The organism is Microbacterium immunditiarum (assembly GCF_013409785.1).
GTDB lineage: Bacteria > Actinomycetota > Actinomycetes > Actinomycetales > Microbacteriaceae > Microbacterium > Microbacterium immunditiarum.
This window is the reverse complement of the sequence record NZ_JACCBV010000001.1, coordinates 3,817,277-3,840,266: the sequence shown is the minus strand read 5'-3', so window position 1 is coordinate 3,840,266 and position 22,990 is coordinate 3,817,277. Positions and strand designations below refer to the sequence as shown.

Here is a 22,990-nt window from a genome sequence, read left to right as displayed (position 1 = left end):
GATCGGATGAAACGACGACGGCTTCAGCACCGCCTCCTGGTCGAGCAGCCAGTCCTTCGCGAGTTCACCGATTGTGATCTTCGCGTCGCTCGGATCGATGGGGGATTGACCCCTGATCTTGGACACGCTGATTCCAGCGCGCTCAATCCCGACATCGGCGGGGGGAGTACCCGCCTGTCCCGTCACACTTTCCGCATGAAGGAAAGTAGGTCCGATTTGTTGACAGGCCGGATGTGTGCGTTCATATAGTGGGTACACCAACGAACCCGACGTCGTCGTCGGGACGAGACGACACGAGGGGTTCTGTCCCATGGCGATGATGCCCAAGAAGCGCCGCATCGACGATCAGATGCGGTTCGGCCTGATGTGGCCGAACACGAAGTCGCAGAACGTTACTTCCGGGACGGTCGCTGCCGCGAACCCGAATCCACTCGACGTCGGCGTGCACCAGGCACTAGCTCGGACGGTCGAACGTGTCGGCTTCGATTACGCATTCTTCGCCGACACCTACGCTGCCAACGCACCCGCGAACATCGCGGCAGGCCACGGCGAGCCGCGAATCTACGCACCTCTTTGGGCCCCCGTGGTCATGCTCGCGACCGAACACCTGGGGGTGGTGACGACGCTGCACACGCGGTATCTGCCGGCCGCGGTCATCGCCCGCATCGGTTCGAACCTCGATGCGATCAGCAACGGGCGCTGGGCTTGGAACGCGGTTCCCGGGGTGAAGGCTGGCGAATCGGCGCTGTTCGGTGGGGATGACGTTCCGGACGAGCGTCGCTACGACCAGGCGCGCGAGTCCATCGCTGCAGTCAAGGCGCTGTGGGCAGCGGGCGTCGGGGAGAAGGTCGAATTCCACGGAGAGTTCGTCGATGTGGCCGGCACCATGGCAGGTCCGGTTCCGGTGCAGGCGATGCCGCCCATCTTCAACCCCGGAGTTTCTCCGGCAGGGATCGAGACGATTGCGGGCCACTGCGACTTCGGCTTCACTGCGGTGGTCGACGACGTCGAAATCGTGCGAGCACAGGTTGAGAACGTGGCGGCGGCAGCCGAGGCGGCCGGCCGAGAGCCGGGCGCCGTGCAGGTCGCGGGATCGATCTCGATCGTCCTCGGCGACACCGAAGAGGAGGCGCAGGAGCGCTACCAATGGTTCCTCGACGCTGTCGATGTGGAAGCGGGTGCCGGCTTCGCGAAATTCTTCCTGGCGAACAGCGCAACGTACGCAAAGCTTCTCGAGGGACTGCCCTGGGACGAACAGATCCGCCGTATCGGCGTCGGTGCCGGCAGCAGCGTTCTTGTCGGCACCTCCGAGACCGTCGCCGAGCAGCTCGCCGGTATCCAACGCGAAACCGGGCTGAAGAACTTCCTCCTCACCCCGTTCCTGTGGGCACCAGAAGAGATCGCACGGCTCGAAGGAGTCTTCTCGGCCCTGGCCGAGCGTGGGGTGTGGACTCCGCCGAGCGAGCGGGGCTGGTCCTGGTGAGCGCGCACCTCGAGGTGAAGGCGGTCAGTCTCCACTTCGGTGGCCTACAGGTGCTGTCGGGTCTCAGCTTCTCTGTTCAGCCCGGCACGGTGTGCGCTCTCATCGGCCCGAACGGGGCGGGCAAGACGTCGCTGTTCAACTGCATCAGCCGTCTCTACCGGCCATCCAACGGTGCGATCACAATCAACGCCATCGATGTGCTCGCCGTACGTGCTCATGACGCGGTCCGGATCGGCATTGCCCGCACGTTCCAGAATCTCGCGCTCTTCGGCACTCTCACCGTGCGCGAGAACGTGCTTGCCGGTGCACACGGGGCTACCTCATCCGGCATGGTCGCCGACCTGCTGCGGCTTCCCCGGGCACGTCGCGAGATGCAAGCCACCCGCGCGAAGGCCGATGCCGTGATCGATGAGATCGGGTTGACCCACGTAGCCGAGACGACCGTGTCGTCGCTTCCATTCGGCACACAGAAACGGGTCGAACTCGCGCGTGCCCTCATGTCGGACCCCCAGCTGCTCATGCTGGACGAGCCCGCCAACGGTCTCGATCACAGCGAGGTGGAGGAACTTGCGCAGCTCGTGCGCGACATCGCCGAACGGCGCGATCTCACCGTTCTTCTCGTCGAGCATCACATCGGCATGGTGATGACCGTCGCAGATCACGTGGTTGTGCTCGACGCGGGCCGAAAGGTCGCGGAGGGCGATCCGCAGTCGGTCGTCAACAATCCGGATGTCATCCGCGCCTACTTGGGGAAGGCGGCATGAGCCAGTCCCTGCTCGAAGTCAGCGGTCTGCGTGCGGGATACGGCAACGTTCAGGTGTTGCGCGACGTGTCGTTCACAATCGGCCGCAATGAAGTCGTCGTTCTGCTCGGCTCCAACGGTGCCGGCAAGACGACCGCGATGCGTGCAATCGCCGGACTCCTTCCGTTCACAGGCGAGGCCCGTCTTGATGGAGTGTCCCTGCGGGGACGATCAGCCGAACAGCGTACGCGCCTGGGAATCGCACTTGTACCGCAGGGCCGGGGAACCTTCGTCAACATGACGGTCGACGAGAACCTTCGCATCGGCGCGTACTCACGTCGAGACCGCCGTGCCGCCGACGAACAGCGTGAGCGTTGGCTGGAGGTCTTCCCCCGTCTCGCTGATCGTCTCCCGCAGCTGGCCGGCAGCCTGTCTGGCGGCGAGCAGCAGATGCTCGCGGTGGTGCGGGCCCTGATGTCGAATCCACGCCTCCTCCTGCTGGACGAGCCCTCGCTTGGACTATCGCCGATCATGACGCAAGAACTGTTCGCGCAGCTCGGCGAACTGGCGAAGACCGGAAAGCTATCCATGCTCATCGTCGAACAGACGGCCGAGCTGGCGTTGGGCATCGCGGACCGCGCACATGTACTCACCTCTGGCTATCTCTCCGCGAGCCGCCCCGCGGCAGAGCTTCTCACCGGCGACGCGCTGCGCCAGGCCTACCTAGGAGGCTGACATGGACCTCTTCGTGCAGCGCGTCATCGACGGACTCGGCGACGGCAGCATCTACGCCGCGCTCGCGCTCGCACTCGTGCTGGTGTTCCGCAGTTCCGGCACGGTCAACTTCGCGCAGGGTGAACTCGCGATGCTGTCGACCTACGGAGTCTGGCTCCTCGTCAGCATCGGGTTCAACATCTGGCTCGCATTGGCGCTCGCCGTGATTGTGTCCTTCCTTGCGGGCGCTGGTCTGGAGCGCGGGCTCATCCGCATCGTTCCCCGCGGAGACCATCTCGTCATGGTGATCGTGATGATCGGCCTCTACACCCTGTTGAACTCGATCGGTCTGTGGCTGTTCAAGTCGGATCCGCGGGAACTGCCTTCGTTGTTCCCCGTCGGCAACATCACCCTCAGCGGTGTTGTGATCCCTTTCGACACGCTCGGGGCAGTCGCAACACTCGCCGTCATCAGCGTGGGACTATGGGCGCTTTTCAACCACACCAAGCTCGGACTCGGACTGCGGGCGGTGGCTGAGAACACCGAGTCAGGAAAACTCGCGGGACTTCCTACGTCCCGTCTGCTGGCGGTCGGGTGGGGTCTGGCCGCATCCCTCGGCGCGATTGCGGGGGCGCTGGTGACGAGCCTCGGGCTGTTCCTGCAGCCGGCGATGATGCTCCCCGTGCTCGTGTACGCGATGGCTTCTGCCACTCTCGGCGGCTTCGACTCCCCCATCGGCGCGATCGTGGCGGGCCTGGCGCTCGGAGTGGCGGGAAGCCTAATCACCGGGTACGTGCCCTTCATCGGCACTGACCTGTCACTTGCGGTTCCGGTCATCGTGATGTTGGTGGTCATGCTCGCGAAGCCCGCGGGTCTCTTCGGCAGCGTCAAGGTGGTGCGCGCATGAGACGCCTCCTGACGAAGCGCAACCTCTTCTTCGTGGTGTGTGCGGTGGCCCTGGTGTTCGCCGTCACGATTCCCTTCACGAACCTTCCGTTCGTGGTGCAGAACTACACGCGCGTCCTCATCGTCGCCCTGCCAGCGATCGGCCTGAGCATGCTCACCGGCTTCGGCGGCGTGACCTCGATCGGCCACAGCGCACTGTTCGGCATCGGCGCCTACACCGCAGCCATCCTGGTCAAGGATGCCGGGTGGGAGTGGTATGCGGCCTTCCCGGTCGCTGTGGTCTTCGCCACTGTTGGAGGCCTTGCCATCAGCGTGCCTGCGCTGCGAATCAAGGGCTTGTATCTGGCGATCATCACCATGGCGATCGCTGCGATGTTCCCGAGCTTGATCCTCAAGTTGAAGGACCTCACGGGCGGCAACCTCGGCAAGGTCCTTCCGCGAATGCCGGCACCGGAATGGACCGGCCTGGCAAGCGACCAGTTCGGGTTCTTCGTCGCCCTCATCGTCGTGATCGCTGCAATGGTCATGGCCCACAACGTCGCGCAGGGTCGCTCGGGTCTTGCCCTGGTCGCCATGCGTGACAACGAGACCGCTGCCGTCGCCATGGGCGTCGACATCGCTCGCGCCAAGATCGGCGTATTCGCACTGAGCGCCGCGTTCACGGGCGCGGCGGGTGCGCTGTTCTCGGTCACCCAGGGCGTCATCTCCTCCGACACGGTGTACGTCACCGTCGGAGGGTCCATCGAGTTCCTCGCGGCGCTCGTGGTCGGCGGATCGACGTCCATCCTCGGTCCGATCATCGGTGCCGCAATCGCCGAGCGCCTTCCGGTGATGCTCTCTGAAGCGGATCCCGTGCTCGCGCAAGTGATCTATGGCGCGGTGCTGATCATCGTGGTGCTCGTCATGCGCGATGGCATCGCCGGCGCCATCGGTCGCCTCGTCGACCGCATCCTTCCTTCCACTCCCCGCACCCGCACTGCACAACAAACAAGCACAACCGAGCAGCCGCACAGCCGCGGCTCCTCGGCTCAGCTCGCCCGAAAGGAAATGGCATGACCCTCCCCTCCCGCGCCCACAAAGCGCTGCTCACCACCGCGGCTGTGCTCGCGCTCGGCCTCGTCCTCTCCGGTTGCACCGGCCGCGGATCGTCCGCCAGTGCCGAACCGGACGGTCCCACTCCCACAGCCGCTCCAGGTGCCGTCGACGTCGCCGATTGCGAGAACTACCAGCCATCGCAGGGAATCTCCGATGACGAGATAAAACTCGGCGCGACCTACCCCGACAGCGGGCCGCTCGCCAACATCGGCGCCGTCGCCCGCGGCATGAAGGCCTACTTCGAGCACCTCAACGCGACCGAGGGAGGCATCGACGGGCGCACGATCACGTTCATCGGCAAGGACGACCAGTACGACCCGACCAAGGCCGTCTCGAACACCAACGAACTCCTGCAGGAGGAGCAGGTCTTCGCGATGGTGGGCATCCAGAGTTCCGCCGGCACCACATCCGTGTGGGATCAGCTCAACGCCGAATGCGTTCCGATCCTCCTGTCCACGGTCGGCGGCGAGCCGATGTCGTCTCGCCTCGCGCACCTGAACACGACCGACGGCCTCGTGCCCTACGCATCCGACGCCTACGGCCTCGCGACTCACGCGATCGACACCTGGCAGTCGCAGAAGGTTGGCATTCTCGCGCTGGCCGGCGCCCTGCAGGACGCGTTCACCGCCGGCGTGACGGCTGGCCTCGAGGGCACCGATGCCGAGCTCACGCTCGTCGAGGCCTACCAGGTTGGCGACCCGACCGTGACCGCACAGATCACCAACCTCAAGGCTGCAGGCGTGGACACCGTGATCCTCGCCGGCGCCGGAGCGACCTGCCCCCAGGCCATCAACGGCATCCGGGATGCGGACTGGCAGCCGCACATCCTCGTCAGCTTCACCTGCTCGGTCGTTACCCATCTCGCCGACCCCGTCGCCGCAGACGGGGTGGTCAGCGGCACCAACAAGGTGCCGCTGGACGAGTCCTCACCCGAGTACGAGGAGTTCGTCACTGCCGCGGCCGAGTATGCACCCGGTGAGGAACCGAGCATCGACATGGCCACCGGCTGGCTGCAGGCCCAGCTGATCGCCGAGATCCTCCGCTCCGCCCCCGCACTTACCCGCGTCGACGTCATCAACCAGGCACTCAACCTGAAGGACGTCACCGTTCCGATGGCGGCGCCCGGCATCACGTTCAACACGTCGGCGACCGACCCCATCCCGTTCGAGAGCGTGCGGATGCAGCAGTTCAACGGTGGCTCCCGACAGTGGGAGCACGTCGATGCCGACGTCATCGACCTCGACGGTGTGCTCGCCTCGCTTGAAGGCTGAGCATGCAAGGTCAGCCGGGACGGGCCGCATTGCCCGTCCCGGCACCTAGTACACGTTCTGGAGGAGTACACGCAATGACCAATTGGAAGAGCGCTCGCGAGGCGGCCAGACGCACCGTCGCCTGGCCAAGCGACGCGACGATCGCGATGTCGATCGGCGTCGCGCTCGAAGCCTTCGACAACCAATCGCACGTCGCCCTACAGGCACAGAAGGGCACGAGAGACGCGTTCTCGCTGTCATACGGCGAGTACGGTGTGCGAACCGGGGTCTGGCGGCTGCTCGACTTGTTCGACGAGTACGGAGTTCACGCTTCCTTCTCGATCTCGGGGAAGATTGCGGCGGACTGGCCGCAGGTCGTCGCCGCGATCGCCGACGCTGGCCACGACGTCGTGGGTCATGGCTGGGTCAACGACCGCTTCATGAACGAGGCCGGCGAAGAGGGAGAGCGCCGTACCGTCGCGGACACGCTCGACGCCATCCAGGCCGCATCCGGAGTCCGCCCGACCGGGTGGGCCAGCCCCGCGAACTCCAGCACCGACAAGACTCCCGACATCATGCTTGACGCGGGAATAACGTGGCTAGGCGATGACGCCAGCGACGATGTGCCCTTCCTCCAGGACGTCGGCGACCGAGTGATCGCCGTCCTGCCGAAGGCGAACATGGCGGCCAACGACTTCGTCCACTGGATCATGCCCAACAACGGCACCGAGGTGTTCTTCCAGGGCTTCCGCGACCAGTTCGACACCTGCTACGCCGAGGGTCTCGCAGGCTTCCCGTCGTGGACCGACATCGTGCTCCACTGCCACATGGCCGGCCGCCCCAGCTTCATCCCGACGTTGCGACGGACGCTCGAACACGCGAAAGCGCACGAGAACGTGTGGTGGTGCACCAAGCAGTCGATGGCCGACTGGGTGCTCAGCAACCCCGAGGGATTCCAGCGATGAGCAGCCGGCTCGACGAACCCGTTCCGACTTACTACGACCTCCCCGGCGGCTCGTGGATCGATGTCGACGGCATCCGTACGTGGTACGCCGCTGCGGGCACCGGCGCCCCCGTCGTATTCGTATACGGTGGCAATTTCGGCGGAGCATCCGCCGCCAGTGGGGCGAACTCCTGGGCCCCCGCATTCCACGCGCTGAAAGGCACTCACCGCGTGATCGCCTACGACAAGCCAGGGCAAGGCTACTCTGATGCGCCGCTGCGGCTCGAGGACTACACGATGGCCAAGGTCGTCGATCACCTCATGCACTTCCTGGAGGTGCTCGACCTCGGGCCTGTGCACCTCGTCGGCCACTCGCGGGGCGGATACATCGCCACCCGCACCACTCTCGAGCGGCAGGACCTCGTTCGCAGCCTGACGATCGTCAACAGCGGCACGCTGTCTCCGGGAGTCGCCACCAACGAGGTGACGCTCTCGAATCCGCCGATCGGCGTTTCGCCGGCGGGCGCGCGCTGGCTCTATCAGAACTACTGCTATCAGCGCGACTGGGTCACGGACGAGTTCATCGCGCAGTCCTGGTCGATCGTTGAGTCGGAGCAGTACCAGAAGGGTGTACGCGAATGCCGCGAGCACGACCTTCTGGGCGGGCTCTTCCTGCCTGAACTGGCGAAGGACAAGCGAGTGACACTCCAGTGGCTCGCCGAGGGTCGCCTCCAGCGCCCGACTCAGATCGTGTGGGGACGCGATGACCGCACGGCGCACCTCAGCCGCGGGCTCGCGCTATTCGACACCGTGCGGCGCTCTGAGAAGCGCACCTACCTGTCGGTCGTTGACAAGTGCGGCCACTACCCGTACCGCGAGCACCCGGAGTGGTTCGCACAGATCGTGACCCGATTCCTGGAGGAGGTCGAATCCCGTGACTTCGCCGTTTGCTGAGTCCACCGTCGTCGTCGACGGTCTCGCCGTTCGTCTCCTGCAGGCAGGGGAGGGTGAACCCGTCATTCTGCTGCACGGTGGATCGCCCGGCCGTGCCCTGTGGTGCTCGTCATCGGATCTTTGGGGGCCGTTCGCCGAGAGCCTCGCCGCGTCCCACCGGGTGATCATGATCGACCTGCCCGGGGCCGGTGGCACGCGCGCCCGCGGGCTCGATGACCTCACGTTCGCGGGCGCCGCCCACGCCGTGCTCGGCGTCGCGCATGAACTTGGTCTCGAGGCGGCGCACCTGGTCGGTCACGACGACGGGGGGCTGCTCGCGATAGTACTCGCGCGCACGGGCGAATATCCGTTCCGGGCGCGGTCGGTTTCGCTGCTCAACGCCACGGAGGCCGCACCCACCGGCGACATGCCCTCCGACGTCGTGCTGCTCAACCCACCGTCCGGCGCCGGCAGCCCGCAACTTTGGGCACTGGAACGCATGTCGTTCAGCACCCGCCACCTCGACGGACTCGCGCCCGTGCTCGAAGATCTGACATCGTCAGCCGCGCACACGTCGGCGGTCGAGATCGTCGCGCAGCCCGGAGCGGCCGGTCGTCTGCGCAGCGACCTGCTCTTCACCAAAGGGCAGATGTTCGCCTGGGCGCGCGACCACGGCTACGACGTGCCCATCCAGTTGATCTGGGGAGCCGACGACCCCCTGTCTGAAGGGATCTTCGCGGTCGAGACCATGAACTTCCTCGCCACCACCTCGGCAGAGCTGTCCCTGTCGTTCGTGCACAGGGCGGGTCACCTCGCATTCCGCGAGAAGCCGGACGAAGTCGCGGGTCACGTCACGCGCTTCATCCAGCGGTTCGCCGACCGATTCGCCGCGGTGCCGGCATGACGTCGCCGAGCGTCGCGTTCGTCACGGGCGCCGCTGACGGCATCGGCCTCGCGGTCACCGAGCAGCTTGTTCGCGATGGCGCGGCCGTGGGCATGGTCGACCTCAACGCCGACCGGCTCGCCGTGAGCGCGGCGCGCTTGCAGGCCCACGGTCACCGCGTGGTCGCCATCGCGGGGGACGTCGCCGACGAGACGGTGATGACGGATGCTGTCGCCGCGACCGAAGCGGAGTTCGGCCCACTCGACGCGGTGTCCAGCAACGTCGGCATCGCCCCTTATGGGGAGCTGCTCAGCCTGAGCGTCGCCGACTGGAACACCGTCATGACCCCGAACCTCACGGGCTCATTCGTAGTTACAACGGCCGCCGCCCGGGCCATGATCGCGAGCGGCACTCCCGGCTCGATCGTGACGATGGCGAGCGGCGCGGCGTACACCGGCCGAGTAGGCGGCGGGCGCTACTCCACCTCGAAGGCGGCCCTGGTGATGCTCACGAAGATCCTCGCCATGGAGGTCGGAGCGCACGGAATCCGCGTGAACTCCGTCGCGCCCGGTCTCGTCGACCACGGCTATCGCGAGGGCATCGGCCCATTCGTGTCGCCCGAGTACGCGGCCCGCGCACGGCAGGCGACGCCCCTCGCGCATACGCCGACGGCAACCGACATCGCCGATGTCGTGTGCTATCTGCTGTCGTCGCGCTCCGCGTTCGTGAGCGGTGAGGACGTGCGCGTCGATGGCGCCGCCGGGGTCGGACGCTATGACACTCCGTGGAACGCGGCCGGCCAGGAGAATTGATCTGCTCGTGCCCGACGTCACGCCGAAGCAACCACGCCAGCCGATTCTCGACTCGGCGGACAATGTCCTGCGAATCCTCCTCATCCTGCGCAGGGACGGAGTAGTCCGAGTCTCGGACGTAGCCACGGAACTCGGCGTCGCCCTTTCGACCGCGCACCGGCTGCTGTCGACTCTCCGTCACCGCGGGTTCGTTGTGCAGGGAGACAAGCGCGAGTACGTCCCCGGTCCGGCTCTGGGCAGCGTCAGTCGCGCCGGCGGACGGGCGCGCATCATCACCGCCGCACACGAATCCCTGGAACGGCTCAGCGCGTCGCTCGGTGAGACCGTCAATCTCATGATGCTGATGACGACGAACCCTGCCGCGATCACAGGCGCAGGCGTGCAAGTGGTCGACTGCGTCGAGTCGACCGCAGAGCTCCACGTGGTCAGCCGCCTCGGCCTGGTCGTTCCCGCGCGGGGGTCCGCCGGGGGGCGCGCCATCCTGGCCGAGATGGCGCTCAAGGACGTCGACCGGCTCCATTCAGCGCTCGGCTCGCAGTCGCCCGAGATGATCCGACTCGGCGCAGAACTCGATGCGACTCGGGCGCGGGGATTCGCACTTTCGGTCGCGGAGAATGACCCGGATCTGGTGAGCTTCGCGATGAGCGTGCGCGGACGAGGCGGCGAAGTGGTGGGAGCCGTCAGCGTCATGATGCCCATCGACCGCTATCGGCCGGCCCTCCTCGGCGGCAGTGTCGCAGAGCTGCGCGCCGCGACCGCGGCGATCACCGAGGTCCTCGAGTGAGCGGCCACCGGCCCGACGCGTGGATGGCTGCGTCGGGGAGGTTTCTCGACATCCTCGGGCTGCTCGAGATGGAGCGCAGCATGTCGCTCGAGGCTCTGTCCGTTCGCTGGGGAGTGACCCAGCGCTCGGCGAAGCGGACGATGGATCCCTTGGAGGATGCGGGTTACGTGGTTCTGACCGAGGACGGCGAATATGCGGGCGGTCCTCGGCTCGTCCGGTTGGGATCGCTTATCCAACGTCGGACTCCAGTGATCGGAGCGGCACATGCGACGCTGCAGCGGATGGCGGCGGAGTCACAGGCGACGGTGCATCTCGCCGTGCTCGACGGAGCCTCCGTGCGGTTCGTCGCAGGTGTGACCGCGGAGGATGCGGTCGTGGCCGCTCGCGTGCGCACGGGTGAGATCGCTCCCGCTTACATGTACAGCATCGGTCGGTGCCTGCTCGCCGCCCTCGACGACGCCGAGGTTCGTGAGCTCTACCCGACCGGCGATCTGCCGAAGCCGCACGGAGCCTTGGCTGACCGGCGCGCCCTGCTCGCGGCACTCGACGAGATTCGAGCCGCCGGCTTCGCAGTGAACCAGGACGACGCAGTCCTCGGAGCCGACGCGTTCGAAGGAGCCGGATCGACGAGCTGCGCCGTCCGCAACCCAAGCGGGCGTCCGTATGCAGCGCTGAGTATCGCGGGACCACGCAGCCGGCTCACGCCGGAGATCCGGCGTGAGCATCGCGAGGTTCTAGAGCGCGGGGCACACGAGCTCGAATTCATCTACGACTTCCTGCCCGCACATGCAGGCACGCCTTACTCATAGCAAGGAGAACCCCCGTGACTGAGCCCGAGCAGCGCCGCATCCTCAAGACGGCGATCCCAGGCCCGCTGTCCACCGAACTTCAGGCCCGCCGTGAGTCGAACATCGCAGCCGGCTTCGGTGTCACCCTACCTGTCTTCATCGCGGAGGCGAGCGAGGGGATCCTTGTCGACGTCGACGGCAACCACCTCATCGACCTGGCATCGGGAATCGCGGTCACGAGCGTGGGAGCATCGCATCCGCGTGTCACCGCTGCGATACGCGAGCAGGCCGATCGCTTCACGCACACATGCTTCATGGTCACCGAGTACGAATCCGCACTAGAGGTCGCCGAAAGGCTCAACCGTCTCACCCCCGGCGAATTCGAGAAGCGCACCGGGCTTTTCAGCACTGGTGCGGAAGCGGTCGAGAACGCGGTTAAGATCGCGCGCACCTGGACCGGTCGCGATGCCATCGTGGTCCTCGGCCACGCCTATCACGGCCGAACCCTGTTGACGATGACAATGACGGGAAAGAACGTCCCCTACAAGGAAGGGTTCGGCCCGTTCGCGCCCGAGGTCTACCGGGTACCGTCGCCGTACCCGTACCGCTGGGCCGGCGCCGCCACCACGGAGACCGGCATCGCGGAGGAGGCGTTCGAGCAGCTCGTCGACCAGATCACGACACAGGTCGGAACCGCCAACGTCGCGGCGATCATCGTCGAGCCCGTTCAAGGCGAAGGCGGATTCATCGTGTTGCCCGAGGGGTACATGACGAAGGTCGCGCAGTTCGCGAAAGAGAATGGAATCGTCTTCATCGCCGACGAGATCCAAGCCGGGCTTGCGCGCACGGGGGATCTGTTCGCTGTCGACCACGAGGGCGTGGTCCCCGACATCGTTCTCACTGCCAAGGCACTCGCGGCGGGCATGCCACTCTCGGCGGTCACCGGCCGCGCAGAGATCATGGACTCGGTGCGCGCTGGTGGCCTCGGAGGCACCTACGCGGGAAACCCCGTCGCGTGTGCCGCTGCCATCGCAGCCCTCGACGTGATCGTGGACGAAGATCTCCCCGGCCGTGCCCGCCACATCGAGGAGGTCGTGATGCCGCGGCTGAAGGAACTGCAGGCCGAGTGCGCCGCCATCGGAGACGTGCGCGGGCGTGGCGCGATGCTGGCCATGGAGTTCGTCGTTCCCGGCACGCGCACACCGGACCCTGACGCCGCGAAGAAGGTCGCAGCGCATGCCAACGCGCGCGGCGTGCTCACGCTCACGGCCGGCACGTACAGCAATGTGATCCGCCTGCTGCCGCCGCTCGTGATCAGCGACGATCTTCTGGAGGACGCCCTTGACGTTCTCGCCGAAGCGACCAGGACCCTCGCATGACGACCGTCAGCTTCCGGCCCCGCGACGGTGTCGCGCTCGCGGCCGTGGAGGACACCGCGCCGGGGGAGCTCGACGGCGTGGTCATGTCCGCCGTCGCGGCCGCACGCGTGCTGAGCGAAACATCTGCTGTCGAGCGAGAGCGGTGGCTGGGTCGCATCGCGGAAGCGCTCGAAGCGCACCGCGATGAGCTCGTGGGGCTCGCTGATACGGAGACGGCGCTGGGCGAAGCACGCCTCAGCGGCGAAGTCGGCAGGATGGCCGATCAACTGAGGTTCTACGGCACCGTCGCCGCGGAGGGCAGCTACCTAGGTATCGCAGTCGACAACCCGACGGCTACGTCGCCGCGCCTCGTGCGGGCAAACCGGCCGGTCGGCCCGGTTGCCGTTTTCGGGGCGAGCAACTTCCCGTTCGCATTCGGAGCGCTGGGCAACGACACCGGTTCGGCGATCGCGGCGGGGTGCCCGGTGATCGTCAAGGCGCATCCCGCACACGTGCACACGTGCATCCGCCTCGTCGCGATCGCACAGGCGGCGCTTGCGGAAGCGGGTGCGCCCGATGGCACGCTCTCGCTCGTAGTCGGTCTTGAGATCGGTGCTGAACTCGTGCGCGCGCCGGGAGTTCGGGCTGTCGGCTTCACCGGTTCGCAGCGGGGTGGGCTCGCGCTCTGGCGGATCGCAAACGAGCGCGACGACGTCATCCCGGTCTTCGCCGAGATGGGCACGGTCAACCCCGTCGTGGTCACACCCCGGGCCGCCGCGCGCATGGACGAGATCGCGGATGGCTTCGCTGGCTCTTTCACGCTTGGCTCCGGCCAGTTCTGTACCAAGCCTGGGCTGCTCCTCGTCCCTGCCGGGCACGGCGCCGCCGAGGCGGTCGGTCGTGCGCTGGGTCAGTCGCCTCCGCCGGTGATGCTCACCGAGGCGATCGCCCACGCGACCGCTCAGGGCATCGACGGTCTGGTCGGCGCGGGTGCCACCGTGGTCGCTCGAATTGAGGGTAACGGGGAGGGCTGGTCGGCGGACGCCGCTGTGCTGTCGGCACCACTCGATGCCATTCGAGCAGGCAGTCGTCTGCTCGAGGAGTGCTTTGGCGCGGTCGCGGTCGTCGTCGAGTACGAGCAGATCGACCAGGCGACGGCAGCGCTGGCCACGCTCCAGGCCAGCCTGACCGGTGCTGTGTTCGCGGACGGCGACGACGACCCCGACACGGCACGCTTCGTGGAGGTGCTCGCCTCGCAGACCGGCCGCGTGACCGTAGGCGACTGGCCGACCGGCGTCGCCTGGACGTGGGCGCAGCAACACGGCGGGCCCTGGCCCGCCACCTCCCAACCCGCATCGACCTCGGTCGGCGCTGCGGCCCTGGACCGCTTCGTGCGACCGGTCGCCTACCAATCCGTGCCCGATAGCTCACTTCCTGCGCCGGTGCGCGCCGCGATCAATGGCACGTCGCGCGTGCCTAGACGCGTCGACGGCGTATTCCGCTCCGCCTGAACATCGGCGCCCACCTCGACCGCGCCACACCGAGAGGACTCGACATGTCAACCAGCCAGAGCGAACTGCTCGCGCAGGCGAACCACATCCTGGTCAGCCAGGGAGTGCTCGACGCGTTCGGACACGTGAGTGTTCGTTCCGAGAGCGACCCGAACCGCTTCCTGCTGGCCCGCAACATGGCTCCCGCGCTGGTTGCGGCCTCGGACGTCCAAGACTTCGACCTCGACGGAAACACGGGTGACGACCGCAAGCCGTACCTCGAGCGCTACATCCATTCCGAGATCTACCGGGCACGTCCCGACGTGCTTGCCGTCGTCCACAGCCACTCTCCTGCGGTGATCCCGTTCGGGGTGACGGAGGCTCCGCTCCGTCCCGTTTTCCATATGGCCGGCTTTCTCAGCGGCGGGGTCGCCCGATTCGAAATCGCCGACATCGGGGGTGACGGGACCGACCTGCTCATCCGCGATCCCGGCCTGGGCGTCGCCCTCGCGGCGGCGCTGGGCGACGCGCCCATGGCGCTCATGCGGGGCCACGGCTCCGTCACGGTCGCGGGCTCACTGCCGCTTGCCGTATACCGCGCCATCTACGCCGAGAAGAATGCCGCATTGCAGCGCGACGCGATCTCGCTCGGAACGGTGCGCTATCTGACCGAGCAAGAGGGGCATAGTGCAGCGACCACGAATGCGGGCCAGGTCGGCCGTGCGTGGGACATGTGGTTGAGAACTGCCGAGACGCCGCACGACCGCTGACGAATACCGGGGGACGCTGCGCGCTTGTGCACTTCGCCGTCACCGCCGAAACCACGACCGTAAGCTTCATGGAGCAACGGTTGAGAGCACGATGGGGTGAAGGCGGACAGAAATGGCGCAAGACGGTTCGACGACGGTTGATCGAGGCATCCGTGTGCTCTTCGAGCTCGCGGAGAATCCGGAGGGACTGTCGGTGTCCGAGCTCGCGCGGCGCCTCGACACCCAGCGCCCGCCGCTGTACCGACAGCTTCGGTCACTCGAGTCAGCGCGGTTGATTCGCCGAGGCGAGGGCAAGCTGTACCAATTGGGGATCGGCATCCTGGAACTCGCGAAGGCGTTCAACGACCCGTTCAATGAACGAGCGCGCCCCGCGTTGCAGGCCGCCGCCGACGCGACGGATTACTCCGCCATGCTGGTGGTGTCCGACGGCGACGCGCTCGTCGTCGCGATCCACGCGACTCCAACTCGTCCGGCAGTCCATCTCATGACGCCTGTCGGGTACCGCATGCCGGAAGGCATGCTTCCCCCGAGAGTCGCCACATTGAGTCTGCGGCCGTACGAGCCCGGTGAGGATCCACTCGTCACGCGGGCGCGAGAACAGGGTTACGTCGGCACTTTCACCGTCCCGACGGAACGCCCGCCGTACGGCGTCGCCGTGGCCCTCGTTCTCAACGGCATCCCCGCGTGCGTCTCGATGGTCTCGGTGGCGGGCGAGGGGCTACGCACGGCCGCCGAAGAGGCCGAGCTCGCTTCGTTCGCGCGTACCGCGGCGGAGAGCATCCTCGCTTCTCACCGCTGATGAGGCCGCGTGCGGGTCGCGTACGCTCGGGCATGGACGTTCAATAGTGATTCGTCGTGGCATCAGTTTGTTCATTTGTGATACGCTTATGACAATGTCTCAACGGAGAGGATTGTCGCTCATGACGCGCTCGACCATTGCTGCCACCGGCCGCTCCCTGCGCCACGACAAGCAACGCGGCACCGCAGAATTGCTGCAGCGTGGCTTCCGCGACGCCCTCGGGCGATACCCGACAGGGGTCGTGCTCATCACGGCGATGACCGGTGACGGCCCGGTCGGAATGGCGTGCAACTCGTTCACCTCGGTTTCGCTCGACCCCCCGATGGTTGCGTTCTACCCGATGCCTTCGAGCCGCACCTGGGCCGCGCTGCGCCCGATCGGAGAGTTCGCTGTCTCGATCCTGCGTGCCGACCACGAGCACGTCTCGCGTCGATTCGCACGCAAGGATGTCGACAAGTTCGCGGACGACGACTGGACGCTCACTCCTGCCGGTCACCCCGTGCTCGCGGACGCGCTCGGCTGGCTCGATGCGCGGATCGAGACCGTCGCGCACGCCGGCGATCATGACGTTGTCCTCGCGAGCGCCACCAGCTGGTCCGAGGCGAGCGCGGGCGAGCCGCTGGTGTTCTTCGCGGGGAACTACCACTCGCTCGCGACGAGAGCGGCCTGACTCGGCATACGGTGGAGTCTCGCCCGCAGACCGGTTCGCGTTCCGGCAGGTCGGTTAGCTGGGTCGACCTCCGGCGGTCCGAGGTGCTGGAGTCGGAAGGAGCCGGTGCAGGTATCGATCATGGTGCAGATGAAGGTGATCGGCCGTGCTCGTCTCGGGCGTCGGCGAAGAACGAGTTCCATGCCGCGCCGGTCTCGCTGGTGGCGACCCGCAGGCCGAGGACCTCGCGGTGCCCGTCGCCGTTCACCCCGGTCGCGACCAGCACGACCGCGCCCGTGACCCGGCCGCCTTCACGGACCTTCATGGTCAGCGCGTCAGCGGCGACGAACGTGAACGGGCCAGCCTCCGCGAGCGGGCGGTGCCGGAACTGCTCGACGTGCTCGTCGAGCTCCGCCGCCATCCGGGACACCTGCGACTTCGACAGCGAGTGGATCCCGAGGTCTTCACGAGCTTGTCCATCCGGCGGGTCGAGACCCCGGCGAGGTAGCAGTCGGCAACGACGGTGATCAGCGCCGTCTCGGCGCGTTTGCGGCGCTCCAGCAGCCACTCCGGGAAGTACGTGCCCTGCCGCAGCTTCGGAATCTGCACGTCGATCGTGCCGACCCGGGTATCGAGGTCGCGGTGCCGGTAGCCGTTGTGCTGCGTCGTGCGGGTCGGGCTGGGCTTGCCCCATTCCGCGCCGACGACAGCGTCCGCGTCGGCAGACAGCAACGCGTTGGTCATGGTCTGCAGCAGGCCGCGCATCAGATCGGGGGACGCGTCGGTCAGCGCTTTCAGCAAGCAGGCCTGGCAGGGTCGACAATATGAGGTGCGGTCACCGTGATGATGCCTTTCGAGTGGGATGTGAGAGTTTCCTCGAAGGATCACACGGTGACCGCGCTCACGTCATAGCGACGAGGCGGGTCACCGCGGCTACACCACGTTAAGGGGCACTACTCACCGTTCAGTTCGACTCGACCGAGCTCGACTCGTTGGCTGGCAGATGGTTGCATCCTTCCGGGGATATGACGGCTGAGCCCTGCGACAGGTGAGAAGCGCGCCCGTGGCCGCCGCCGACCAAGCGCCGATTTGCCTACATCGAGGCGCGGAGTCGGGCGCCCGCCAGATCCGCGCGGCCGCCGGGCGGGGCATCCGGCTTGCCTACGACGACATCAGCTCCCGCCGCACGACACGGGCACTCCACCGTCCGAGCAGGGCGCCCGCGACGGTGTCCGAGATGTGGTGCTGGCCGCGGTAGACGCGTGAGAATGCGATCGCTCCGGGGATCCCGTATCGAAGGAGAGGGCCGAGAAGCCGCGCGCCCCGGGCACCGTGGATTTCGAGCAGGTCGGCGAGGATGCCGTGCAGCGCGAAGGCGCCTCCCGTGTGTCCGGACGGGAACGACGAGGTCGCGTGCGGGTGCTCGGGGCGCCACACGCCCTTCGGCCGTGGCCGTCCGACGAGGGCCGCGGACGCGAGGAAGATCCCGGTCTCGAGGGTGAGCGCCGCCGCGGGGGCGATCGCTGCGCGCCGGTCGCGGGTGAGCAGCCAGGTGATGCCGCACCAGATCGCCCCGTTCGCGACGGTCTGCTCCACGCCGGAGTACCACGAGAGCGGCCAGGTGACCCGGTCGATCAACCCGCGGGGTGATGTCGGGTCGGCGGGGTCAGTCGCAACGGCGGCATCGGCGTCGCCCGCCCCGTGGCCGAACCTGCGCTGGAGCGCGCGCACGGCCCGGTCCTCGCGTGGGTCGTCGCCGCCGACGAACCGGGTCGCCCGCCCAACCGCCGCCAGCACGGCGATCGCGCCGAGCCCCGGCAGGATCACGGCACGGAGCAACGGCATGCCCGCATCGTAGTAGCGCCGCGCCGGTGCGAGGAGGCCGGAGCCCCGGGAAACCACGGTTGCCGGCATCCGCCCCGTCTTCGTCAGCGGACCGCAGGCTGGGCGTGCGCGGTGATCGCAGCGACTCGCCGACCGATGACTCGGCGCGATGGACCGCGTACGCCCAGGTCGCCAGGGCGAGCAGCGGACCCCGGAACCAGAAGGGAGGAAGAGGACGATAGCCCAGTCGATGTCGAGCCCGGAGGAGTAGGACTCGGGCGCGCCGATGCTCGGCCATGAGGACGGGCAGGCGGCAAGCGCGGACGATCCTCAGCGAGCCGACCGAGGCACCCTGGGGCCGGCAGTACCGACCCGAGGACCCAGAGGTTCACCGGTGGACGTTCCTGCAGCCGACCTGACGCTCAGCGTGCGGGGTGATCACGACGAGGCCCACGCCGGTCGCATGGCGCTGAACGCGACGGCCGGGTCAGTCACGCGACGACGCGTTGACGCTGCCCGAGCGTTCCTGTCCGCTCAAGCGGGCGATCGCCGCCATCATCCGCTCGGTGATCTCGCGACGAGCCTTTCCGTCGGGCACGCCATCAAGGTCGCTGAGATCGAGCGGCCTGCCGAAGCGCACCTCCACGCGCGGCCTGCCCGGCAGCAGATGGTTGAACGGCTTGACGGTGCCGGTGCCGATCAGTCCAACGGGCACGACCGTCGCGCCGGTGTCGCGCGCCATCCACGCCGCGCCGCCGTGGCCGTGGTGCAGCTTGCCGTCGCGCGAGCGGGTGCCCTCGGGGAAGACCGCGAACACGCTGCCGGCGCGCAGGATGCTGCTGCCGGCGTCGAGCGCGGCGCGTGCATCGCGACCCGTCGCGCGGTACACCGGAACCCCGCCGATCGAGGTGAAGAACCATCGCTTGAAGCGGCCGAGGATTCCGGGGCCCGTGAAGTACGACGACTTGATGAGGAACTGGACCGGACGGGTCGCGGCCGTCGGGATGATCACCGTATCGAGCGACGCGAGGTGGTTGCTCGCGAGCAGCACCAGGCCTCGCTTCGGGACGTTCTCTCGACCGACGATGCGCGGACGGTACAACACCCAGAACAGCGGTCGCAGAACCACCCGCCCGAGGAAGTAGATCGCGCCCGGCCGCGGTGCCGGGGCGGGGCTCGGGGGAGTGGCCGCTGTCACCTCGCCACCCTACCCGGCGTCGCCGGGAGAGACCGGATGCGGGCACCGCACGATAGAGGGAGAGTGTGGCGGTGTAGCCCACCGACTCGGCCATCTTGTGCGCGATCGAGTCGAACTCGACCACTGCGCGATCGAACCGCATATTCGTGAAATGCACGTCCTGCACGATGTGCGCCTTCCCCACGGCGAGGTCAGTCCTCGCCGCGGCCCGTGCTCTGGGCGATATCGCCGTTGATGTCGTCGGGGGGTTGAACCCCGTGGAACCGGGCCCGCGACCCCCCATAGGATCGGCGAGTGAGCAACGGCCCCGAGATCCTGCTGTGCTGCCTTCTGTGGGCCCGCGACGGCGAGGCCGCAGGCCTCACCGCCTACGAGGACCGCGTCCTGACGCTTGTTCCACGCCACGGCGGCGAGGTCATCCAGCGCGCTGTCGGTGACGGTGCGGAGGGCCGACCGCACGAGGTCCAGCTGTATCGATTCCCGGATGCCGCGGCGCTCGACGCCTACGTCACCGACCCCGACCGTGTGGCGCTCGCGAGCGACCGCGACCGGGTGGTTGCGCGCACGGAGCTCTTCCCGGTGGCGCTCCGCTGAGGGGTGCGATCGATGGCGGTGCTGGAAGACGTCCTGGACCTCGGGTCGGAACTCGAGCGGTCCTATCCGGTCTACGTGCGGGGTCGACTGAAGTTCAGGGTCGGGCAGATCGTGTATGTCGCGTTCTCTCTCGACAACCTGCAGATGGGGTTCGCGTTCCCGAAGGAGGAGCGGGCCGCACTCGTCGGGGGAGACCCGAAGAAGTTTCGGATGCCGGCGACCTCAGACCTTCGATTCAACTGGGTCGAGTCCGACCTTGCGTCGCTCGATTCGGGTGAGGCTCGAGAGTTCGTTGTGGACGGATGGCGCATGGTCGTCCCGCTGAAGCTCTCGCGGGCCTATGACCTGGCGCATCCGTTGGGGCCCGGGCCTGGTCCGAACGCCGACAGGTGACACCCACGCGACAGCGCAAGGCCCCGTGAGGGCGGGAGTACTGTCCCCACCCTCACGGGACCCTATTCGCGGCTTGCCGGCTGACGCGTCAGTCCTGGAACAGACGTGGCAGGAAGTCGATCAGCGACTTCTGCCACACGTCCCAGCTGTGCGGGCCGGGGATGATCGGTGCGAACTCGTGCACGACACCGCGGTTGGTCAGGCTGCTGATCAGGCTCAGCGTCGCTCCGTAGGTGAAGTCCTGGACGTCACCGGAGTAGACGCGCAGCAGCTTGGTCCCGGCGTTGATCGCCGCGACATCCGCGTTTGCGGGAACGTTGCCGAACGCCGACATCGCCCCGATGTAGGCGAACTCGCCCGGGTGCGCCCACAGCGTGCTGAGGGTGTGTCCGGAACCCAGCGACAGGCCGGCCAGAGCGCGGTCTTCACCGTCGCTGCTGACGTTGTACTGCGCCTCGGCGGTCACCGTGATGGCCTGCGTGATCTCGTTGGGGAAGTTCACGCCGTTGCCGTTGGCCATCACGACCACCATCGGCTCGGTGTTGCCGCGGAGGTAGTGGTTGTCCAGGATCTGGGCGGCGAAGCCGACCTCGATCCAGTCCGTCCACGTCTGTCCGCCACCGTGCTGAAGGTAGAACACCGGGTAGGGCTCCTCCCGCTGGGGGTCGTAGTCCGGCGGCGTCCACACATATGCGGAGCGCACCGGATTGCCGTTCGCCGTGCTCGTGTAGTTCATGATCTCGACGTCACCGCGCGACTCGGGTGCGACCGGGGTCGTGTACTCGCCGCGGAGCGTGTCGTCGCCCGGAACCTGGAACGTGCTCCAGTTCGGCTCCGAGAAGACCGTCGTCGGGTTGGTCTCGTCCTTGTGGTCGACACCCTCGACGACGAACTTGTAGTAGTACGAGCCGGACTCGACAGGCATCGTCAGACGCCAGCGCCCGTCGTCCTGCTTGGTCATCGGGGTGCGCGGCCAGCTGCCGGCAGGACCGAAGTTGCCCCACACCGTCACGTTGTTCGCGTCGGCGAACTCGGTGCCCGTCTCGAACGTGACGACTCCGTTCTCGTCGATCCACGGCGTCGGGGTCGTGCCGGATGCCGGGAGCGAGTGCGGCTCGAGCGGGAGATGCCCCTCGCTCGGCCCGGTGTCGGCCGGCGATCCGAGCGCGCGCAGCGCGAAGTCATGGAGGCTCTTCTGCCACGTGTCCCACGTGCCGCCGGTCTCGGGGTCGGAGCCGTCCGACTGGAACTCGACACCGCTGTCATCGAGCTTGTCGGCGAGCGCGACCGTGTCGTTGTACCGAGGGTCGGTGACGTTGCCGACGTACAGACGGATGAGGTCGGTCGCGTCGTTGATCTGTCGCGCCTTGCCCTTGCCGACGTTGCGCTCGAGGTAGCCCGAGAACGAGCCGACCTTCGAGAACTCTCCCGTGGCGCTGACGAGGAGGCTGAGAGCCTGCTCGGCACCACGGCCGATGCCGGCGATCGCCCGATCAGCCGGGTCGCTGGAGATGTGGAACGACCCCTCCGCGGCCGGCAGGAGGTTCTTGACCACCTCACCGCGGACCTCATCCGTCTCGCCGTCGCCCATGACGACGACCGTCGGCTCGATGTCCCCGTCGACCGTCAGGTTGTCGAGGATCTGCTTCAATCGCCCGAGCTCCACCCATTCGCGATAGCTCTGGCCCTCGTCCTGGAGGAGGTAGAGCACCGGGTACGGCTCCGCGCGGTTCTCGTCGTAGCCGGGGGGCGTCCACACCAGAGCCGAGCGCTCGGTGCCTGTGACCGAGCTGTCGTAGGTGAGCTCGTCGAGGCTGCCGCCCGCCGGCGCATCCGCGAGCCACTCGGCGCCCGGGCCGTCGACGAACAGCGTGTTCCACGTCGGCTTCGAGGTCACCTCCTGCGGGCTGGCGGGATTGCGGAACGGGATGGCGTCCTCGCCCCACGACGGCCGTGCCGAGTACTGGTAGTAATACAGCCCCGGCTCGAGCGGGCCGATGGTCGAAGTCCAGTTGCCTCCGCTGAGCCCCATGTTGAGGGTCGTCCAGGTCTTGCCCGGAGCGAAGTTGCCTTCGACCGCGACGACCGCGCCGGTGATGCCGGTCGCCGGCTGGATCGCCGAGTTGGGAACAGTGAACCGGTAGACGTCCGAGATGACGTTGTCGATCTCGGCGACCCACGGGTCTTCGGCGGCTGCGGCCGGTTGGGCCGCGAGGAGTGTCGACACTCCCAACGCGACCGCAGTGGTCATCGCCACCCACGCACGACGGGAGCGCCTTTCGGTGCCCCGCCCTTGATCTGTCAGAATCACCTTCGATTTCCTCTCGTGTACCTCCCGCACCGCGTCATGCGGGAGTGTGGCCGGCCCGAGGGGGCTCGGACGGACCGACGACGAAGCTCCGCCGAAGCGATTTACAACGTCGTAAACACCGCAAGCCCCATCGTCGTGTCTCAGGTGAGCCGAGGTCAAGAGGGAATTCCAACGTTGTACAGAATTCGTTCCTGATAGTGCGACTCGATGCCGCATGACGGGCGCGCGGTCATGGCTCGCATCGACCCCGGATGCTTGGGTCGCGGGCGCG

At 67.2% G+C, this 22,990-nt stretch carries 22 protein-coding genes and 1 pseudogene; 19 read left to right on the top strand and 4 right to left on the bottom strand.

Features of this window, described 5'->3' with window-relative positions; all coding sequences use genetic code 11:
* Positions 1-310 precede the first annotated feature (310 nt).
* The 17 genes from BJ991_RS17865 to BJ991_RS17785 all read left to right on the top strand — a co-directional run bounded on the left by BJ991_RS17865 (position 311) and on the right by BJ991_RS17785 (position 16,420).
* Positions 311-1,483: an LLM class flavin-dependent oxidoreductase gene (locus tag BJ991_RS17865; protein WP_179492249.1), complete on the top strand. Its 1,173-nt coding sequence runs from the start codon at positions 311-313 to the stop codon at positions 1,481-1,483.
* Complete coding sequence (locus BJ991_RS17860) at positions 1,480-2,247, top strand: ATP-binding cassette domain-containing protein (protein ID WP_218852977.1); 768 nt, start codon at positions 1,480-1,482, stop codon at positions 2,245-2,247. The genes BJ991_RS17865 and BJ991_RS17860 overlap by 4 nt, the downstream gene beginning before the upstream one ends.
* Positions 2,244-2,960, top strand: coding sequence for an ABC transporter ATP-binding protein (locus BJ991_RS17855; protein ID WP_179492247.1), 717 nt, complete (start codon positions 2,244-2,246; stop codon positions 2,958-2,960). Before BJ991_RS17860 ends, BJ991_RS17855 begins: the two co-directional genes overlap by 4 nt.
* A 1-nt stretch (position 2,961) precedes the next feature.
* Positions 2,962-3,846, top strand: coding sequence for a branched-chain amino acid ABC transporter permease (locus tag BJ991_RS17850; protein WP_179492245.1), 885 nt, complete (start codon positions 2,962-2,964; stop codon positions 3,844-3,846).
* Positions 3,843-4,901, top strand: coding sequence for a branched-chain amino acid ABC transporter permease (locus tag BJ991_RS17845; protein WP_179492243.1), 1,059 nt, complete (start codon positions 3,843-3,845; stop codon positions 4,899-4,901). The genes BJ991_RS17850 and BJ991_RS17845 overlap by 4 nt, the downstream gene beginning before the upstream one ends.
* Positions 4,898-6,211 (top strand): ABC transporter substrate-binding protein, encoded by a 1,314-nt coding sequence (locus BJ991_RS17840; RefSeq protein ID WP_179492241.1) that lies wholly within the window; start codon positions 4,898-4,900, stop codon positions 6,209-6,211. Before BJ991_RS17845 ends, BJ991_RS17840 begins: the two co-directional genes overlap by 4 nt.
* 74 nt (positions 6,212-6,285) lie before the next feature.
* Positions 6,286-7,155, top strand: a complete 870-nt coding sequence (locus tag BJ991_RS17835) for a polysaccharide deacetylase family protein (protein WP_179492239.1) — start codon at positions 6,286-6,288, stop codon at positions 7,153-7,155.
* Entirely contained in the window at positions 7,152-8,087 is a 936-nt protein-coding gene (locus BJ991_RS17830) for an alpha/beta fold hydrolase (RefSeq protein WP_179492236.1), read from the top strand. Before BJ991_RS17835 ends, BJ991_RS17830 begins: the two co-directional genes overlap by 4 nt.
* Entirely contained in the window at positions 8,068-8,970 is a 903-nt protein-coding gene (locus BJ991_RS17825; RefSeq protein WP_179492235.1) for an alpha/beta fold hydrolase, read from the top strand. The genes BJ991_RS17830 and BJ991_RS17825 overlap by 20 nt, the downstream gene beginning before the upstream one ends.
* Entirely contained in the window at positions 8,967-9,761 is a 795-nt protein-coding gene (locus BJ991_RS17820) for an SDR family NAD(P)-dependent oxidoreductase (RefSeq protein WP_179492233.1), read from the top strand. Before BJ991_RS17825 ends, BJ991_RS17820 begins: the two co-directional genes overlap by 4 nt.
* A gap of 7 nt (positions 9,762-9,768) precedes the next feature.
* Positions 9,769-10,545, top strand: a complete 777-nt coding sequence (locus BJ991_RS17815) for an IclR family transcriptional regulator domain-containing protein (RefSeq protein WP_179492231.1) — start codon at positions 9,769-9,771, stop codon at positions 10,543-10,545.
* A gap of 23 nt (positions 10,546-10,568) precedes the next feature.
* The gene (locus tag BJ991_RS17810; protein ID WP_425487553.1) at positions 10,569-11,354 is read left to right on the top strand and encodes an IclR family transcriptional regulator; all 786 of its coding nucleotides are present in this window, start codon (positions 10,569-10,571) and stop codon (positions 11,352-11,354) included.
* A 14-nt stretch (positions 11,355-11,368) separates the two neighbouring features.
* Positions 11,369-12,712, top strand: a complete 1,344-nt coding sequence (gene gabT, locus BJ991_RS17805; RefSeq protein ID WP_179492227.1) for a 4-aminobutyrate--2-oxoglutarate transaminase — start codon at positions 11,369-11,371, stop codon at positions 12,710-12,712.
* Positions 12,709-14,202, top strand: coding sequence for an aldehyde dehydrogenase family protein (locus tag BJ991_RS17800; protein WP_179492225.1), 1,494 nt, complete (start codon positions 12,709-12,711; stop codon positions 14,200-14,202). Before gabT ends, BJ991_RS17800 begins: the two co-directional genes overlap by 4 nt.
* A 44-nt stretch (positions 14,203-14,246) precedes the next feature.
* Entirely contained in the window at positions 14,247-14,951 is a 705-nt protein-coding gene (locus tag BJ991_RS17795) for a class II aldolase/adducin family protein (protein WP_179492223.1), read from the top strand.
* Between the two features lie 112 nt (positions 14,952-15,063).
* Positions 15,064-15,750, top strand: coding sequence for a helix-turn-helix domain-containing protein (locus tag BJ991_RS17790; RefSeq protein WP_179492221.1), 687 nt, complete (start codon positions 15,064-15,066; stop codon positions 15,748-15,750).
* A 121-nt stretch (positions 15,751-15,871) separates the two neighbouring features.
* Positions 15,872-16,420 (top strand): flavin reductase family protein, encoded by a 549-nt coding sequence (locus BJ991_RS17785; protein WP_179492219.1) that lies wholly within the window; start codon positions 15,872-15,874, stop codon positions 16,418-16,420.
* A gap of 160 nt (positions 16,421-16,580) precedes the next feature.
* On the opposite strand, the pseudogene BJ991_RS17780 reads toward BJ991_RS17785, so the two are convergent.
* The 3 genes and pseudogenes from BJ991_RS17780 to BJ991_RS17770 form a co-directional block, all read right to left on the bottom strand.
* Positions 16,581-17,238: pseudogene (locus tag BJ991_RS17780) on the bottom strand (IS256 family transposase); the annotation flags it as partial.
* 322 nt (positions 17,239-17,560) lie between these two features.
* The gene (locus BJ991_RS17775; protein ID WP_179492217.1) at positions 17,561-18,244 is read right to left on the bottom strand and encodes a phosphatase PAP2 family protein; all 684 of its coding nucleotides are present in this window, start codon (positions 18,242-18,244) and stop codon (positions 17,561-17,563) included.
* Between the two features lie 466 nt (positions 18,245-18,710).
* Complete coding sequence (locus BJ991_RS17770; protein WP_343048822.1) at positions 18,711-19,421, bottom strand: lysophospholipid acyltransferase family protein; 711 nt, start codon at positions 19,419-19,421, stop codon at positions 18,711-18,713.
* A 294-nt stretch (positions 19,422-19,715) separates the two neighbouring features.
* Here BJ991_RS17770 and BJ991_RS17765 point away from each other — a divergent pair, with 294 nt between their 5' ends.
* Together BJ991_RS17765 and BJ991_RS17760 are read left to right on the top strand one after the other, a co-directional pair.
* Positions 19,716-20,015, top strand: coding sequence for a hypothetical protein (locus BJ991_RS17765; protein ID WP_179492215.1), 300 nt, complete (start codon positions 19,716-19,718; stop codon positions 20,013-20,015).
* Positions 20,016-20,027: 12 nt separating this feature from the next.
* A complete protein-coding gene (locus BJ991_RS17760) occupies positions 20,028-20,408 on the top strand; it encodes a hypothetical protein (protein WP_179492213.1) in 381 nt (126 codons plus the stop codon).
* 88 nt (positions 20,409-20,496) lie between these two features.
* Here the strand turns inward: BJ991_RS17760 and BJ991_RS17755 are convergent, their stop codons facing one another.
* Positions 20,497-22,659: an alpha/beta hydrolase-fold protein gene (locus tag BJ991_RS17755; protein ID WP_179492211.1), complete on the bottom strand. Its 2,163-nt coding sequence runs from the start codon at positions 22,657-22,659 to the stop codon at positions 20,497-20,499.
* Between the last annotated feature and the right edge of the window lie 331 nt (positions 22,660-22,990).